Below are 16,243 nucleotides of genomic sequence, written 5' to 3' on the forward strand. Positions count from 1 at the left end.
CTAATCCTTTTATGGTTGGGTTTCATCCTCAACGATGACAGTCAACCCCATTTCGGCAGAACGCCTTGCTGCATCTGCAACCTTGAGGGTGTACAAGCTTTCTTCTGGGGTGACGTACAAGGGAGTGCCATCAATCAGATGGTCTAACACCATTGTCGTATCTTTGGCAAGCAAACCGCGACGAGCACCAACTTCTATCGGTTTTGTTTCTCCTCGCTGTACCAAAAGTCCCTTATCGCCATCAAAAATTAATCCGCCATCTTCACCATGAACCTCAAATCTACGTTCTGCCTGCCACAAAGTTTCACCTTTACCATAGACAACATGGGCTAACAGTCCGCTGTTGAAGGACAAATGAGTATCGCAGAAACAGCTTTGGTAATACTCTTTCTCTATTTGCCAAAATCGGTTATGACAGTTGACCGATACAACTTTACCAAACAAATCGACAAGACGGTGCAATCGAGAAAGTGCGCCGATCAAAGGAAAGCCGAAAAGCTCATGATTGTACGTCCATTTGCGGGGTGCAGGATGTTCCGGCTTGGTTGTGTTGTAGCGCACAAAAAACACTTGACCAACTTGTGATAGATGTTGTTTCAAAGCTTGATGCAATCCACCCAAAAGTTCGATATGTTCAACATGGAGGAATTTTTTTTGTGCTTTTGCAAAAGCAATAAGTTCTTCCGCTTCTGCCACGTTTAAAGATAGAGGGTACTCTACAACAACGTGTTTGCCATTCTCAAGTGCTTGTCGGGCGATTATACCATGATCCCGAGTCACAGTACAAATCATAACTAAGTCTATGTTGTCTTGCTCCACCAGTTGCTGCCAAGAATTTACAACCATTATCTGGTAATCTTTGGCAAAAGCTTGTGTCTTCTCTGGTGTGTGACCGACAACAGCGACTAAATGGGAGCGCTCATCATGCAGCAATGCTTCCGCCCGTAATTTGGCTGTATATCCAGTACCAACCAAACCCACTCGTATGGGGTGTTTTTGCGAAAAAGTAGAATTATCGTACATTATGATTGTTACTATCTTGAAAATAAAAATCATCAACTGTGAAAATAACCCTATTTTCCTATTTTTGATTCAAAGAGCGTGACATAAATCAACTTACCTAAGATTGATATATATAGCAATTTTTTATACTACTATTTCCACTTACATTTCTTTTTTTTTTTTTCGTAATATCACAAGTAAAGCAATTTCAATGAACGACTGATTTAGTTAAGATAAGCCGTTGTATTTGCTTTAAGATAATTTATACGATCCATTTGCATTCATAGAGGATAACTAAATGGCAAGTTACAAAGTCACACTTATCGACCCTGATGGAGGGAAAAAAACAATTGAGGTAGGAGATGATGAATACATTCTAGACCTTGCTGAAGAAGAAGACATTGATCTGCCCTACTCTTGCCGCGCTGGTTCTTGCTCTGACTGTGCTGGTTTGATTAAATCAGGTAGTGTTGATCAGTCTGATGGGAATTTCCTGGACGATGAGCAGATTGATAAAGGATATGTGCTCACCTGTATCGCCAAGCCTACCTCTGATGTCACCATCGAAACCAACAAGAAAGATGATATCGAGTAAAGGTTAGGCACCTCAAAAATTAACTTTTTCCAAAAAGTAACTGATGTAGCAGGGATGAAAAAAAGCAGCATAGTAAAGAGAAATCTTCTCTCTTTACTATGTCTGGTCTGCCGCTTACACTTACTTTGGCAATAAATATAGGGCGTCGGTCAAGTATTCGTAATTGAACCAGTGCGATGTTTGTGCATACCCAATTTTTGATAGAATTGGGCGGGTTACAAGCAAGTAACTTAGGTGAGTGAAAGTACAAATGCTCTAAATACAGATTGTGTCTGTATTGTCAACCGTTATTACTTGACCGGCTTTCTAAATTCACCGTTATTAGGCTAAACCACATCTAATTTTCCAAAGTGAGCCAAGCCATTCAGAGGTTTCAGGCGACTAATAATGCAAGTTAAATGTGGAACAGCTTGCAAGCAGGAACACAGGGAACTGTATGCTACTGCTTGATTATTTACAGCAATTTTCAGATATGCAGACATACGTCTCAGACAGAGAGGAAACCACAGAGTCAGGGAGTAGAGAGTGGTATAGTCAAATCAATTGAAAAACGCTGTAAAAATCTAGGAAGTTGATGCTCCTTTTTATAAACAAAACTTATATTTAATAACTCACAAAATTTCATTACTAATCGAGTTCAATTTTTGGTTACATGCTTTTATTTTTCTCGTAGTATCAGAAGTGGAGCAAATTTTAAGCAACGGCTGATCCGATAAGATGAGTTGTGATCTTTGCTTTAAGATAACTTATACGATCCGTTTGCACTCATAGAGGATGACAAAATGGCTACTTACAAAGTGACACTGATCAACGAAGCTGAAGGGCTGAACAAAACAATTGAGGTACCAGAGGATGAATTTATTCTAGACGTTGCTGAAGGAGAAGGTCTTGACCTACCATACTCTTGCCGCGCTGGTGCTTGCTCTACCTGTGCTGGTAAAATCACAAAAGGTTCAGTTAACCAGGATGAGCAGTCTTTCTTGGACGACGACCAAATCAACGCTGGATATGTGCTAACTTGTATTGCTTATCCAACGTCTGACTGTACCATAGAAACCCACCAGGAAGAAGAACTTTATTAAAAGTTAGGCACCCAAAATCAACCTCTTTCAAGAGTCACTGATGTGGTAAGGAGGGAAAACAAGCAACATAGACGAGAGAAATATTCTGCTTGTGCTGTGTCTGCTGTTTGCACCTAGCTTAAAAATGGGTGTAGGGGTCTAAGAGTGTAGGGGTTTAGGGGAAAGACATTCTTGAAAATAAGGAGTCAGGGAGTCAGGGAGAAATATTTTCATGTGTTCAGTGGTTTGCAGTTCATAACGGCTACTTTGGCTGGAAGTCTAGATTCACGTTATGCAAGTAGGAACACAAGGAAACCCTATGTTTTGTTTCATCTTGATTCCAGACTAGCTGTTCAATCTATCTGACGTTGCGGCTTCTTGTTTTTTCTCATCTCCCCCCGTTAAATTACTCAAACTCCGACTCGCAACATCCGCACTCAGTCCCCAAACTAATAATCCCAAATAATCAGAAAAAGGGTCAGCACCAAAAGTTGACCCTTTTTGCACGTAAAGCGATAGCTAGCCCCTTAGGGGGCGCTGCGCAAACGCTGCTGCGCGGAGCGCAGATCGCCTGCTACTGGTGGCTTTTGACTACGACTTAATTATTCCGATGCACCCGGATTCGATATTAAAGCCTAAAATGCATGAGCAAGGTGCATAAATTCTTTTGGGCTAGCCCTAATAAATAAAAGGAAAAAAGATACACACTATTCCCTACCATCATGTGGTGGGGATTTTCATATGTACTATGCACCTTAGAAGAAGAAGCACAGGGAGCAGGGAGAAAGGAGAAGGGGGAGAAAATAACTCACGTGAAGAGCGTTTCCCCTCAGCACCCAGCAAAGCTGCTCCCAAGTGAAGCGAGCTCCGGAGTTTCCCCTCACCCAGAACGCTACAATCAAACCAAATCCGAAAAAGTCTTGGCGTTCAAAGATTATTGATTTTGAGTTTCCGATTAAACTGCTGTATGAAGATGTTGTATTTGGAAGCGAGGAATAAACAAACATACACTCGCTCATTCCTAGAAAAACAGCACCATTACCTCTCCCTGAACCAGTATTTTCTACATTATATTTGTAATTAAGCGTGTTACTCACAACATTGGCGCAGGTGAAAGGTTGAATAGATGATGAAATTAGACCCCAACACTATCAATGAGTTGGCAGAAATCCTCAGTTCATTTGTAGAATTCGAGAAAGAACGTCGATCTTTCTTAATTGCTGCGTTGGGTACTGATGCACCTGTATTGCAACACATCGATTGGAGCGGTTCCGTAGCAACTTTCACACCACATATGTTGGATCAGTTAGCAAATATTGGTGAAGAACAAGCTTTTTACGCGGTTTTGGAATATATGAAACTAAAGGTAGGACTAGATCAAAAAGAACGTATAAATAAAATTATTGAGCAATTTCATTTATATCCTTTTAAAGAAATTAAGATTGCTCTCTCTGATTGTTCATCTGATCTTGAAAAGTTGCAACAACAATCAGATTATGTACTAAATAATATACGAGTTGATATTGGTGGTTTCAAGCTTGACCGAACTGATCTAATTGCTAACGCTCGAAAAAAGATTTCAGAAGCATCATTAATCGAGATAGTTGGCTCCTCTGGGGTTGGTAAGTCAGCCATATTGAAAACTCTTGTTGAGTATCGAGGAACTGTTTACTTATCTTCAAGAACTAGATGAACCATTCGGCTTGTATAGAACTGTCCAGCTACTTGGGTTAGTTTTGCTAGAAAATTCTAAGACAGCAGATGCTTGGATACAATTGGTAGAGCAATTTGAGCAAGCTTCAAAACTTTCTTCTAGATGGCGGCAAGCATTACTGACTGCGCCTCTAGTATCTCCACGTTCCAGCGAATTGCTTGATAAAGCTGAACCGCTACTCATAGCTGATAATGCACGGCGGCTTATCGAGTTACTTGTTGCGGTACGCACGTTGGAAGTAATGCCGAACTTTTCACTAAAGTCTCTATTTACAGAAGCAGAGCTAAAGTCTAGCGATCGCTTGATGCCACTTTTCATGAGCGACCCAATTCCAAGATGGTCAGTGTGGCAACCTTTCATGGGTTGGTTGTTAAAACGGATCAATGATTTACCTACTAACGTTCGTCCAGAAACTGTCAAGCTAATGGAGATTTGGCAAGTCAAGTCACCAACAGGCTCAATTTATCGAAAAGAAATTGGTGAAATAGCGATCGCATGGCTTGAAGAAAAGCAAGCGGAAGATAGGAGAGATTGGTAATGACAAGATATGACGAATACCAGAACCGATTGCACAGAATTGTGCTACACTCAGCACATGTTTTGCCAGAGATAGTTGGAACTTACCTTAGCGAACTCGCCAAATCTAGGAATTATGACACAAAAGAGGATGTAATTTCTAAAATTCAAGACTTCAAGCCTCTTGTCGATTCAATTCCAAAAGAATTTGTCGATTTTGGAATCAGTGTGCTTATTAAAAAACCAATCAATCCAGAAAATGACCCTAATACTCCTAGAAGAATAACTAGATCACCAGAAGAGAGAAACTTTGGTATAAACGATATCTCGAATTTTTTTCCGCCCACACCTGTTCAAGGACCCTTCTTATATCTCTTACTTAATAATGAGAATGAAGGACTGCGGCTAGTCCATGCTCTCACCAATGCTGCATCTGAAAAATGGCGCGAGTATCAACAGCGAGAAGAATTTGACCGACCTAAATTGACTCCTCTACCAGTCATAATTAACTTACCCTCTGGTCTTTGTGAATTCTGGGGTGATACTCAAGTTTATTGCTGGTTTCGAGGAACAACTGTTGGTCCATATCCTGTGATTTCTGCCTTGATGGCATTAGAAGAGTGGATGGAGAGACAGATTGAAGCAGGTAGAGATGTTGAAGCCCTTTTTGAGAAAGTGTTGCGTGGAAGCAATTCTGTTGCTGTACTAGGTATTTGTTTAAGTATGGCGCTTGCTTATCCTGAAAAGTGTCTAAAAGTGGCATTGCCAATTGCCAGCTGTCCTGATATTTGGGAAATGGATTTAAGTCGTTTAGTTCATGACAGTAGCAATTCATGGAATGTCTTTAAAGAGTGGGAATGGAATGAGAGCAAGAAGTTCTATTACGAAGTCCTTGAAAGGCGAAATAAAAGACCACAGCGTTCGCGGGAGATTAGAGGTTTAGCAATGTACTATGTTTTGTCGAGTGATGACTCTTTAAGAGTTCCATTCGAGCAAGCAGTTGAGAAATTTACAGAAAACCTTCCCTTTCGTTATCAAGAAAAAAAATCAGATCCAAACGCTGTGGCTGCTCTCCGAGAAAATATGGAGAACTATCAAGTGTTTGGGAGGAGAGAAAATTATCGACAACAGCAAGTGGGTGAAGATTGGCACATCTGGGTTGAGCGACCCGAAGAAATTAGAAAACGCAATGAGGAGCTTTTTGCCCCTAACGTTGAATGGGAACGTTGGCTTGGCGTACACTTATGGGCAGAACAAACTATTAAAGATGGTAGACCACAAGAGCGGATGACTTTAGAAGAGGCTGTTGCCGCAGCGAAGGAATTACAAACATCTTCTGACTTTACTCAATCTGATCAAGAAGATATTTGTGGTGTTACTCGTATTCAAGCAATAGCTGGTGTTGCAGCAGCAATTCTCATTGCAGATTTTGAGTGGGCAACAACACAGAATCATTTGGAATGGTGCCGCGCTATTCTACTTGCGGCTGCTCGTATGGCTGAAGCATCCATCTATGCTATGTCACCGTCTAGCGTGAAAGTTTCTGCTGGGCGAGGTTTAGCCTTACTGGCTACTCATGGTGTAGCAAATATTGAAGTACGGCAGCAGATTCTCCAGTTAATAAGTGAGTCACTGAGGCGCTTTTCCCATGCTGGAGAAGTGGTTAAAGCAGTATTTGGTGGTCTACAAAATGCATGGAATGTTGATCGAGTATTGTGCTGGAATGCTTTGAGCCTTTGTCTGTCGCTATCTATAATTCCTCGGCAACTTCACTATGGAACTTGTGTTGGGCAATTTGAAACTAGCTTTGAGGAGCTCAAGACTTGGGAAGACAATGTAATTCAGAATCACTTTGACTATTTAGCAAAAGATGAAATACCTGAATTTCCAAAAATCCCCACAGCAAAAAATATTGTTTTTGTTCACGAACATACTCAGTATGGGCTTTATGCTTTGCCGCTCACAGAACTGTGTCGAAACTCCGATACAAAAGACAAATTGCTCCAGCTTTGTGACGATTTAGTAGCTCGAACAATTGTAGATAATTTACCAGTGAAAGGTAAAGCCTATTCCCAGTCCCATAAGCCCTATACGTGGAATCGTTTTATCTTTAATTGGGCAGCATGTTTGGCAAAATCGCTAAGTGTTGAGGAAACTCGTCAGCACATTTTGACACCATTGCGAGACAATTGGTCTCAGGTTCCAGAACTGACAGCCAATCTTCTAAATGGATATATCAGTCATCAAATCGCTTACGTCGAGGGGCCAACCGCACAAGCTTTAGAAATTTGGAAAGAAATTTGCAACTGGGTACTGGATAGTCCAGAAATTGCTAGAAAGACCAGTTATGACTACCTTGATCGGGACACTGGGGAAGTTTTACAACTGATCATCTTTACCCAGCATGATCGTTCTCGTATTGAAGATGATTGGCAGCACGCTCACCTTTTTATTGAAATTTTTGACAAGTGGGTTAGCGTAGCTGGTCATAATCCTTACGCTTATAGCCATCTTCTTACAATGCTCAATAGTATTGGCTGGCAGTTTGCACCAGAACCGATACTCAAATGGTTAAATCGATGCAAGAATAATGCTGTTCATGACCTTTGGAATGAACAGAGTAGGAATGGAAGGCGGACAGCCGAATTATTAAACCGTATTTGGATCAGCTTTGAGCGGCAGATTCGTAATGATAAGGCAATCCTACAACCGTATTCTAATCTGGTGTATCGATTGGTGGAAGCTGGTATTCCCCTTGCGAGTATACTTCGACAAAAGTTAGAGGGGCGAAGAAGTTCAGCTTGAATACCCATTATTACGATTCAACCCCAAGCAGAGAAAACAGTCAATTCTACTTCCACTAATACTTGTTGTAGATATAGCGAAAATTATCCATGCAATCACAGGAGCATAACTGAAGAACTAAACTATTTAAATATTATTGAACTTGCTATAGGAGTAAAGACATTGACTATGCAGCTATCACAACCTGACTTCCAACGCCTCATCCGCATTGTGCAAAACTTACCCGACTTTGCCAACGTGCGCGATCGCCGTCGCTTAGTTACAGGTGCATTACAAGGTGCAGACCAAGCCGATGTTATCATGGCGTGGTTAGATTTGGATGGTTCGCCGATGAATGTTTCTGTGGAAGTGGTGAGGTCTTTGTGCAGATTTGGACGAGTTGCTTACGATAAAGAAGCCCTTGCTGTCTTCCTCAACTATATTCAGCCCTTTACTGGGGATGAGGATAAGGATTTTATTGTAGAACTATTTCAGAATTACCCGCTTGATGTTCCAGCTAGTCCTAGCCGTGGAATTAACAATTGGAGAGGAACGGATAATACTGCTGATATCAAAGAAAAGATTATTGGTGAAAATACCTTACGCGATATTTACATTTTAAACTTGGCTCTGGAAGCATCAAAAGCTGTGGTTCGTATCGCCACTCCTAAAAGTTTGGGTACGGGGTTTATGATTGCACCCAATTTACTCATGACGAACAATCACGTCATTAAAAGCCAGAAAGTAGCAGAAAAAAGTAATTTTAGCTTCAACTACCAACTCGATATTAATGGTAAAGAATGCCCAACACAGGTTATTGGGGCTTTGTCAGATAGTGCTTTTTACACTAACGAAGAACTTGATTTTACAGTAGTAACCCTGAAAGATGTCCCCGACTTCGGCAAACCCTTAATCTTCAAAAGTAAGTTGATGCGACGAGATGAACGTGTAGCAATCATTCAGCATCCCGGCGGACATTTGAAGAAAATCTCCATACAGAATAACTTTGTCGCCTACGCCGACAATCAAGTATTGCAATATACTACAAGTACAGAACCAGGTTCATCAGGATCGCCTGTTTTCGATGATGATTTTCTAGTAGTTGGTATTCATCATAGCGGTGGGATGCTTCCGGAACCAAGTACGCAGCGAAGGTATTTACGTAATGCAGGTACGAGTGCAGTAGCACTCTTAAACGACTTGAAAAACAACGCAGCGGAAATTTATGCTCGTTTGGCGATATAGTTAGCCGATGACGATAAGTAGCGAGTTACTGAATTTTTAACTATTACTCGTTCTCAATCAAGTATCTTTGGCGAGAATTGTCCAGTTGTGTGTAACTTTGGGTAGGCTTTATATAACGGTTTTGACGAACTTTCACTTTCACCCATAACGCTACAATCAAACCAAACCTAAAAAAGTCTTGGCGTTCAAATATTATGGTAGCTGTCACCCAACAACCCCAAAAAATGACCGTCGAGGAGTATCTCGAATGGGAACTTCAGCAAGACATTCGCTACGAATACGTCAACGGCGAAGTTTTTGCCATGACGGGTGTTACAATTCCCCACAATGACATTGCACTTAACTTTTACACTACCATTAACCCACATCTGCGTTCTAGAGGTTGTCGGGTGAATGTGTCAGACGTGAAAGTACAACTCAGTGCCCAAAGCCAGTACTACTATCCTGATGTTATCGTCAGTTGCGACCCTCAAGACCTCAACGCTCGCAAATTTATTCAAAATCCTAAACTCATTGCGGAAGTTCTCTCACCAGGTACAAGCGCCAAAGACAGGGGTGAAAAATTCACTGATTATCTAAAAATCCCCACTTTGCAAGAGTATATCTTGATTGACTCTGAAAAAATCTCCGTTGAGCGTTATTCTCGGGGAGACGGAAGAATGTGGCTTTATTATCCTTATACTGCTGAAGATATTATCACTCTATCAAGTATTGAATTTGAGTTTCCGATTGAATTGCTGTATGAAGGTGTTGCATTTGAAACAGAAGCATAACAAGCACGGTAAACTGGTTCAATTGACTAATATAATTAAGCCCAGCTTTCCTTGAAAAATAGTCCTATGCCTTCATTTTTATTAGAAGTTGGTACAGAAGAACTCCCTGCAAGTTTCCTGAGTAGCGCTATCTCGCAGTGGAAATCTCGCATTCCTCACACTCTGGAAGAAAACAGCCTGACTTACGATGCTGTGGAAGTTTACGGAACTCCCCGCCGCTTAGCGGTACTGATCAAAGGTTTACCCTCCCAGCAGGCGGATCGCGAAGAAGAAATTAAAGGTCCCCCCGCACAAGCAGCGTTTAAAGATGGGAACCCAACACCAGCAGCACAAGGCTTTGCTAAAAAGCAAGGTGTGGAAGTCTCTGCGTTGGAAGTTCGCCCTACTGAGAAGGGAGATTTTGTCTTTGTCCGAAAAGTAACTCGCGGTCGTCCAGTCGCTGAGATAATAACAGAACTTGTTCCTCAATGGATTTTCAAACTCGAAGGAAAGCGGTTGATGCGTTGGGGTGATGGAGATAAGACATTTTCTCGTCCCATCCGCTGGATTGTTGCTTTGTTAGATGAGGCGGTGCTGCCAATAGAATTGGATAATGGTTCCGAGACGGTAAAGAGCGATCGCATCTCTCAAGCTCATCGTGTCTTGCATCCAGAACCTGTGACAATATCCCACGCGACTGATTATGTCACCACGCTTCGCTCTGGATCTGTTGTGGTTGATACGGATGAACGGGTAAATACGATTACGCAGCAAGTCAAAGAATCGGTACAAAAGTTAGGTGGTTATGTAGAAATTTACCCAGATTTATTGCAGGAAGTCACAAATCTTGTAGAATTTCCCTCAGCTGTTATTGGTAAATTTGAATCAGAGTTTTTGAACTTGCCTACAGAGGTGATTACCACTGTGATGGTAAGTCATCAGCGTTATTTTCCTGTGTTCCAAAGTTCAAACACCAAAGACTTACTACCTAATTTTGTTACAATCTCTAACGGTGACCCCACAAAATCAGACATCATTGCTGTGGGAAATGAAAGAGTTATCCGCGCACGTTTAGCTGATGGTCGCTTTTTCTACGATGCTGATTTAGAAAAACCTTTGGAAAGCTTTTTACCTCAATTGGAAACCGTCACTTTCCAAGAGGATTTAGGTTCGCTACTAAAGAAAGTCAACCGCATTTGCAAAATTGCCGAACAAATCACAGAACAGTTGCAATTAAGCGAAAAAGAACGCGAAAACATCAAAAGAGCAGCTCTTTTATGTAAAGCTGATTTGGTCAGTCAAATGGTCTATGAATTCCCGGAATTACAGGGAGTTATCGGACAAAAATATGCTCTTGCAAGTGGAGAAGAGGAAGCAGTTGCAACGGCAATTTTTGAACATTATTTACCTCGTTCGGCAGATGACATATTACCCGAAACTTTGACAGGACAAGTTGTCGGTTTAGCAGACAGACTTGACACATTAGTCAGCATCTTTGGATTGGGGATGATACCCACGGGTTCTTCTGACCCCTTCGCTTTGCGACGGGCAGCAAATGCAGTCGTGAATATCACATGGACAGCCCATCTACCTATCAATCTACAACAGTTACTGGAGAAAATTGCTACAGATTTCGCGAGTGAATATCACAAAGATAGAAATCAATTAGTTGCAGCATTACAAGAATTTTTCCTGCAACGTATCCGTACTTTACTGCAAGAAGAAAAACACATTGACTATGACTTAGTGAATGCTGTTTTGGGAGAAAATGACCGGGAATATACAGAAAGGGCGTTAAAAGATTTATTGGATGTGGGCGATCGCGCAACTTTCCTGCAAAAAATCCGCGCCAATCGTACATTAGATAACATCTACGAAACCGTGAATCGTTCCACTCGTTTAGCGGCTCAAGGAGATTTGGATACAAAACAACTTGACCCCAAAGCGATCGTTCGTAAAGAACTCTTCCAAAAATCATCCGAGAAAGCATTTTACAACGCGATTGTGGAATTAGTGCCACAAACTCAAGCTGCACAAGAATCACGAGATTATGGACAGCTAGTAACAGCATTAGAGCAAATTACCCCCACCGTTAGCAACTTTTTTGACGGTGCAGAAAGCGTTTTAGTTATGGACTCCAATCCAGAAATCAAACGCAATCGGTTAAATTTGCTCGGATTACTTCGTAACCATGCCCGTGTTTTAGCGGATTTTGGGGCGATAGTCAAAAATTTGTAGCATGAGTAAAAAAAAGTTGTGTGATTTTTGCAAATAAACGCTACCATAATGGTGCTTAACCAGGGACCTCTGCCACAGTCTATGCCCACTATGCCCAAAGCCCACGTAATTGGATTAGGAAAGTCCGGTATTGCTGCGGCGAGATTGTTGAAACGAGAAGGTTGGGAGGTGGAACTCGGCGATCGCAACACCTCTCTTGACCTTCTAAAGCAACAACAAGAACTTGCCATAGAACAAATTACTGTTAAATTGGGGTACTCTTTAGAACTCAATGATTCAGACTTACCTCAATTGATAGTAGTTAGTCCTGGTGTGCCTTGGGATATACCCGTGTTAATTCAGGCACGAGAATTAGGTATTAAAACCATCGGCGAGATGGAACTCGCTTGGCAGCATTTGCAATCCGTCCCCTGGGTGGGAATTACAGGCACAAACGGTAAAACCACTACCACAGCCTTAATTGCTGCAATTTTTCAACAAGCAGGATTAAACGCTCCCGCCTGCGGTAACATTGGCTACGCTGCGTGTGAAGTTGCCCTGTCTGTCGGGAATCAGGGACAAATCAATTCAGAAACCTCCCCCTCATCATCTGACAATCAAATAGACTGGGTGATTGCAGAACTCAGCAGCTATCAAATAGAATCATCTTCTTCTCTTGCGCCTCGCATCGGTGTATGGACAACTTTCACGCCAGATCATCTCAGTCGCCATAAAACCTTAGAAAACTACTACAACATCAAAGCGCATCTGCTGCGTCAGTCTCAGTTGCAAGTGTTTAACGGTGATGATCCATATTTAAGGAAAGTTGGTGCAAGTGATTGGTTTGACGCCTATTGGACAAGTGTCAAAGGTAAAGATGATTTAATCGGTTCTCAAGGCTATTACATTGAAGATGGCTGGGTTGTAGAAAAGTTGAATGCAAACTCTCAACCAGAAAGAATTGTGGAAGTTTCCGCTTTACGGATGGTGGGAGAACACAATCAGCAAAATTTACTCATGTCAGTTGCAGCCGCGCGTTTAGCGGGAATTGATCAAGATGCGATTGTTCGCGCCATCAGCACATTTGGTGGTGTTCCTCATCGTTTGGAACACATTTGTACTTGGGAAGGAATCGATTTCATTAACGACAGCAAAGCCACGAACTACGACGCTGCTGAAGTTGGCTTAGTCTCAGTCAAAAGTCCGGTTATATTAATTGCTGGTGGTGAAGCCAAAGCGGGTGATGACACTAACTGGATAGCAAAAATTAAAGACAAAGCCGCCTGTGTATTGCTCATTGGCGCTGCTGCACCTGCTTTTGCTAAAAAATTGCAAGAAGAAGGATATCAGAATTACGAAATTGTAGAAACAATGGAAAAAGCTGTTCCCAGATCAGCAGAATTAGCAAAACATTATCAAGCATCTGTGGTGCTGCTATCCCCAGCTTGTGCAAGTTTCGACCAATACGCCAATTTTGAACAAAGGGGCGACCATTTTCGGCAGCTGTGTTTGGAGTTGGGTAAGGGGTAATATCATGTCCGGTTTCACATACCCTTAAATCCCATACCAGCTTGTACCTCTTGTTCTGCTTGGGTAGAACCTACGCCGGAAGATGCAGCAGTGTGAGAAGTTTCTTGCCTTTTGCCAACTTGGCTCAACAAGATGCCAATTAAAATAACGCTGCCGCCGACATATTGAGCGAGGGTAGGGACTTCGCCCAAAATCAAATAAGCTGCCAATATACCTGCGATTGGGGTAAACGAGCCAATTAAGGAAGCCATAGACACCGTGGAAGCTTTCAAGCCCTTGCTCCAGAATAACTGACCTAGCACCACAATCACCGCACCATACACAAACATCCACTGCCACAGGAAAGGCGAGAACACATTCATAAAATGGTCGCTGCCATATAACTCTAAAGCAATAAAGAAAAAGATTAAGGTTCCTAAAGCAGTACGAAAGATATTGTAGATTCCCAAAGGAATTTTGGCGAGAGATCGTTTGCCAATAATTGTGGAAGCGCCTGATGCCACAGCTCCTGCGGCTGCCAGAATTTCCCCAGTGCCCACATGGAAACCCCCCACATTCATCATGGCTTGTCCTGAGGGTTGAAGGATAATGGTTAGGGTAACGCCGACAAACGCAGCGATCGCTCCCACAACTTCCCAAAGATTCACCCTTTCCTTCAACAACCAGACTGATAAAGCCAGAGTCAGGGGCGGTTCCAAGCGTCCAACTAAAACGATATTGTTAACTTGGGTTAACGCCAATGCCTGGAAAATTAAACCAGGGGCAAGTGCTCCAGATAGAATCGCTATTGCCACAAGAGCGCTCCAATCCTTCCTTGATAGTTGTTTCAAAGCCCTAAGGTTCCACTGTCGCCAGTAAATTGCTATGAAAATTATCAAGGCGCACAGGTTTCCCACGAACAAAACATTACACAGAGAAATTGGATTGCCATCGCCCATAAAGTTTTGAGCACCAATTTCTGTCAGCTTCCTAGTCACTGCGCTAGATGCTCCAAAAATCAGGATTGCTAGCCAGAGATAGATTTGTCCTGGAATTCTGGGGATACGACGATGTGTTCTTCTGTATTTGGTCACCATAACACCACTGCTAAGCAATTCAAAATTCGCTCATGGACTGCGTCCCGCTGCGCTAACAACATTCAATCCGGAAGAAAACCAGTGATAGCAACAAGTCTCGCTTCTAGCTATGTGCATTCTTATATGCGTGACAGCTTATGAAAGCACTGTCAACGATACTAAGCTTTTCTGATTAACTCAGGGTGAGGTGAATCTGAGAGAACGCTGAGGGCAGGCTAAAATCTAACAATACCATCCTAGTCTGAGAAAATGCTGAGTAAAAATTGAATTTTATCCAGGGATAAATTCAGAAAATTCATGGTTTGGTTTCAGATGAGTCTCACTACCAACTGGGATACTTTGGACAGTTGAGATAAATCAAAGATAAGGAGTCACAATGAAATTCGCTTCGTCACTACTTGCAACTGTTGCCCTCGCTGGTTTGGTTACGGTTTGGGATGGTCCAGTAAGCTTTGTGAATCCTTCACTAGTTCAAGCATCAGCCCAGGAAACAAAACAAAACATGAAAGATGTCACTGGCATGACGACTCAACAAAAAATTGACATGCTCATCAAGAGTAAGGGTAAGTTTGGTAGTGGTGACCAGCTGCGGCGTTACTTTTTTGGCGACCTTGAGCCAATTGCCGTACAACCAGGGGGTGCTGGCATGGTAGTTAACCTCTACAACAAAGCTAACGATATCACGATTTCCTACTGTGCAACATACGACGTGATAGTTGCACTTAAGAAAGGCAAAATTACTGCGTTTGCTCCGAACGAAGTTAAATAATTGTAAGTAGTATAATTTGTACTTCCTTAACTTCACAAATCGTAGGTCAGGCATCTTGCCTGACCGAGGCTAAACACCCTTTCTAAAAGCTTTACTTTTGCTGTTCTACACGTGAATTGAAAACAGCTAGCACATTGTTGAGTGTTCATTAATACTAAAACAATTATTCAATACCCCAAATAATATATCTTCAAAACAGAGGTTTGCTATGGAATCGAGAGATGTGATTTTGCTGTTGCATCCAGTGATCGCTGTGACTGTGGTCTTCCCTTTAATCGGTATCGTCGTCAACCGCGCTTTACAAACTCGTCAGCGCCGACTGGAAACTAAAGCAACCGGTAAGAGCAAAATTACCCCGGTTGCAGGACAGGAGCATGTCCAGCTAGGTCGCTATTTGACAGGTGCTGTCGTAGGAATTGTTTTAATAGCTCTAGCCTACGCTATTTTTGGTAAAATCTTAGACCATAATAGTTGGATGAAAGCACCCTTTCAAGTCATCTTTATTGGGTTATTATTTGCTGCTACTCTTGGTTCCTTAATTCTACTCTATCAAACAAGAGAACGAAATTGGCGTGCTATATTTGCTACGCTGACTGGAATGGGTTTAGTGGTGCTTGGTTGTCAGGATGGTGTGTATCGCAAAACTAACCAGTGGTATATTTCTCATTACTACTACGGCTTAACCGCTGCCCTATTGATGATTTTTTCTTTAGCAATTTTGCCAGAAATCTATAAGGACAAGAAAAATCGCTGGCGTAAGGTTCACATTGCTTTGAATTGCATTGCCCTCTTAATCTTTCTGGGATTAGGAATTACGGGGACGCTCTCATTGTTGGAAATTCCCCTCACTTGGCAAGAACCCTATGTTAATAAGCTTTACGAGCAAAAGTGTGACACTAAACCCTGCACAATTCAGGCACCCTCTTTACCTAAAAAACTTTGATAAATTGCTTGTAAAAAACCTACATATTCCTGCAAGTGC

Annotated in this window: 14 protein-coding genes; 11 read left to right on the forward strand and 3 right to left on the reverse strand. The window is 42.0% G+C overall.

Annotation, left to right across the window (positions count from 1 at the left end; translation table 11 throughout):
* Nucleotides 1-9 precede the first annotated feature (9 nt).
* Complete coding sequence (locus AC5JM2_RS24735) at nucleotides 10-1,023, reverse strand: Gfo/Idh/MocA family protein (RefSeq protein ID WP_495837460.1); 1,014 nt, start codon at nucleotides 1,021-1,023, stop codon at nucleotides 10-12.
* Between the two features lie 277 nt (nucleotides 1,024-1,300).
* On the opposite strand from AC5JM2_RS24735, the gene AC5JM2_RS24740 reads away from it, so the two are divergent.
* Nucleotides 1,301-1,597: a ferredoxin gene (locus AC5JM2_RS24740; RefSeq protein ID WP_495837461.1), complete on the forward strand. Its 297-nt coding sequence runs from the start codon at nucleotides 1,301-1,303 to the stop codon at nucleotides 1,595-1,597.
* Nucleotides 1,598-1,923: 326 nt separating this feature from the next.
* Here AC5JM2_RS24740 and AC5JM2_RS24745 read toward each other — a convergent pair whose 3' ends face one another.
* Nucleotides 1,924-2,079, reverse strand: a complete 156-nt coding sequence (locus tag AC5JM2_RS24745) for a hypothetical protein (protein WP_495837462.1) — start codon at nucleotides 2,077-2,079, stop codon at nucleotides 1,924-1,926.
* 300 nt (nucleotides 2,080-2,379) lie between these two features.
* Here AC5JM2_RS24745 and AC5JM2_RS24750 point away from each other — a divergent pair, with 300 nt between their 5' ends.
* From AC5JM2_RS24750 to murD, 8 genes are all read left to right on the forward strand, one after another.
* Nucleotides 2,380-2,679, forward strand: a complete 300-nt coding sequence (locus tag AC5JM2_RS24750; protein ID WP_495837463.1) for a ferredoxin — start codon at nucleotides 2,380-2,382, stop codon at nucleotides 2,677-2,679.
* A gap of 1,105 nt (nucleotides 2,680-3,784) precedes the next feature.
* Nucleotides 3,785-4,351: a hypothetical protein gene (locus tag AC5JM2_RS24755; protein WP_495837464.1), complete on the forward strand. Its 567-nt coding sequence runs from the start codon at nucleotides 3,785-3,787 to the stop codon at nucleotides 4,349-4,351.
* Nucleotides 4,305-4,910 (forward strand): hypothetical protein, encoded by a 606-nt coding sequence (locus AC5JM2_RS24760; protein WP_495837465.1) that lies wholly within the window; start codon nucleotides 4,305-4,307, stop codon nucleotides 4,908-4,910. The genes AC5JM2_RS24755 and AC5JM2_RS24760 overlap by 47 nt, the downstream gene beginning before the upstream one ends.
* Nucleotides 4,910-7,693, forward strand: a complete 2,784-nt coding sequence (locus AC5JM2_RS24765) for a hypothetical protein (protein WP_495837466.1) — start codon at nucleotides 4,910-4,912, stop codon at nucleotides 7,691-7,693. Before AC5JM2_RS24760 ends, AC5JM2_RS24765 begins: the two co-directional genes overlap by 1 nt.
* A 168-nt stretch (nucleotides 7,694-7,861) precedes the next feature.
* On the forward strand, nucleotides 7,862-8,917 hold the full coding sequence (locus tag AC5JM2_RS24770) for a trypsin-like peptidase domain-containing protein (RefSeq protein ID WP_495837467.1): 1,056 nt from the start codon (nucleotides 7,862-7,864) through the stop codon (nucleotides 8,915-8,917).
* Nucleotides 8,918-9,111: 194 nt separating this feature from the next.
* Entirely contained in the window at nucleotides 9,112-9,690 is a 579-nt protein-coding gene (locus AC5JM2_RS24775; protein WP_495837468.1) for a Uma2 family endonuclease, read from the forward strand.
* 66 nt (nucleotides 9,691-9,756) lie between these two features.
* The gene (gene glyS, locus AC5JM2_RS24780) at nucleotides 9,757-11,907 is read left to right on the forward strand and encodes a glycine--tRNA ligase subunit beta (protein ID WP_495837469.1); all 2,151 of its coding nucleotides are present in this window, start codon (nucleotides 9,757-9,759) and stop codon (nucleotides 11,905-11,907) included.
* 90 nt (nucleotides 11,908-11,997) lie between these two features.
* A complete protein-coding gene (gene murD, locus AC5JM2_RS24785; protein WP_495837490.1) occupies nucleotides 11,998-13,416 on the forward strand; it encodes a UDP-N-acetylmuramoyl-L-alanine--D-glutamate ligase in 1,419 nt (472 codons plus the stop codon).
* A 14-nt stretch (nucleotides 13,417-13,430) separates the two neighbouring features.
* Here murD and AC5JM2_RS24790 read toward each other — a convergent pair whose 3' ends face one another.
* Complete coding sequence (locus AC5JM2_RS24790) at nucleotides 13,431-14,492, reverse strand: DMT family transporter (RefSeq protein WP_495837470.1); 1,062 nt, start codon at nucleotides 14,490-14,492, stop codon at nucleotides 13,431-13,433.
* A gap of 376 nt (nucleotides 14,493-14,868) precedes the next feature.
* Here AC5JM2_RS24790 and AC5JM2_RS24795 point away from each other — a divergent pair, with 376 nt between their 5' ends.
* Nucleotides 14,869-15,261, forward strand: coding sequence for a hypothetical protein (locus tag AC5JM2_RS24795; RefSeq protein WP_495837471.1), 393 nt, complete (start codon nucleotides 14,869-14,871; stop codon nucleotides 15,259-15,261).
* A 208-nt stretch (nucleotides 15,262-15,469) separates the two neighbouring features.
* The gene (locus AC5JM2_RS24800; RefSeq protein WP_495837472.1) at nucleotides 15,470-16,204 is read left to right on the forward strand and encodes a DUF4079 domain-containing protein; all 735 of its coding nucleotides are present in this window, start codon (nucleotides 15,470-15,472) and stop codon (nucleotides 16,202-16,204) included.
* The last annotated feature ends 39 nt before the right edge of the window (nucleotides 16,205-16,243 follow it).

It is taken from the genome of Brasilonema angustatum (genome assembly GCF_059505445.1).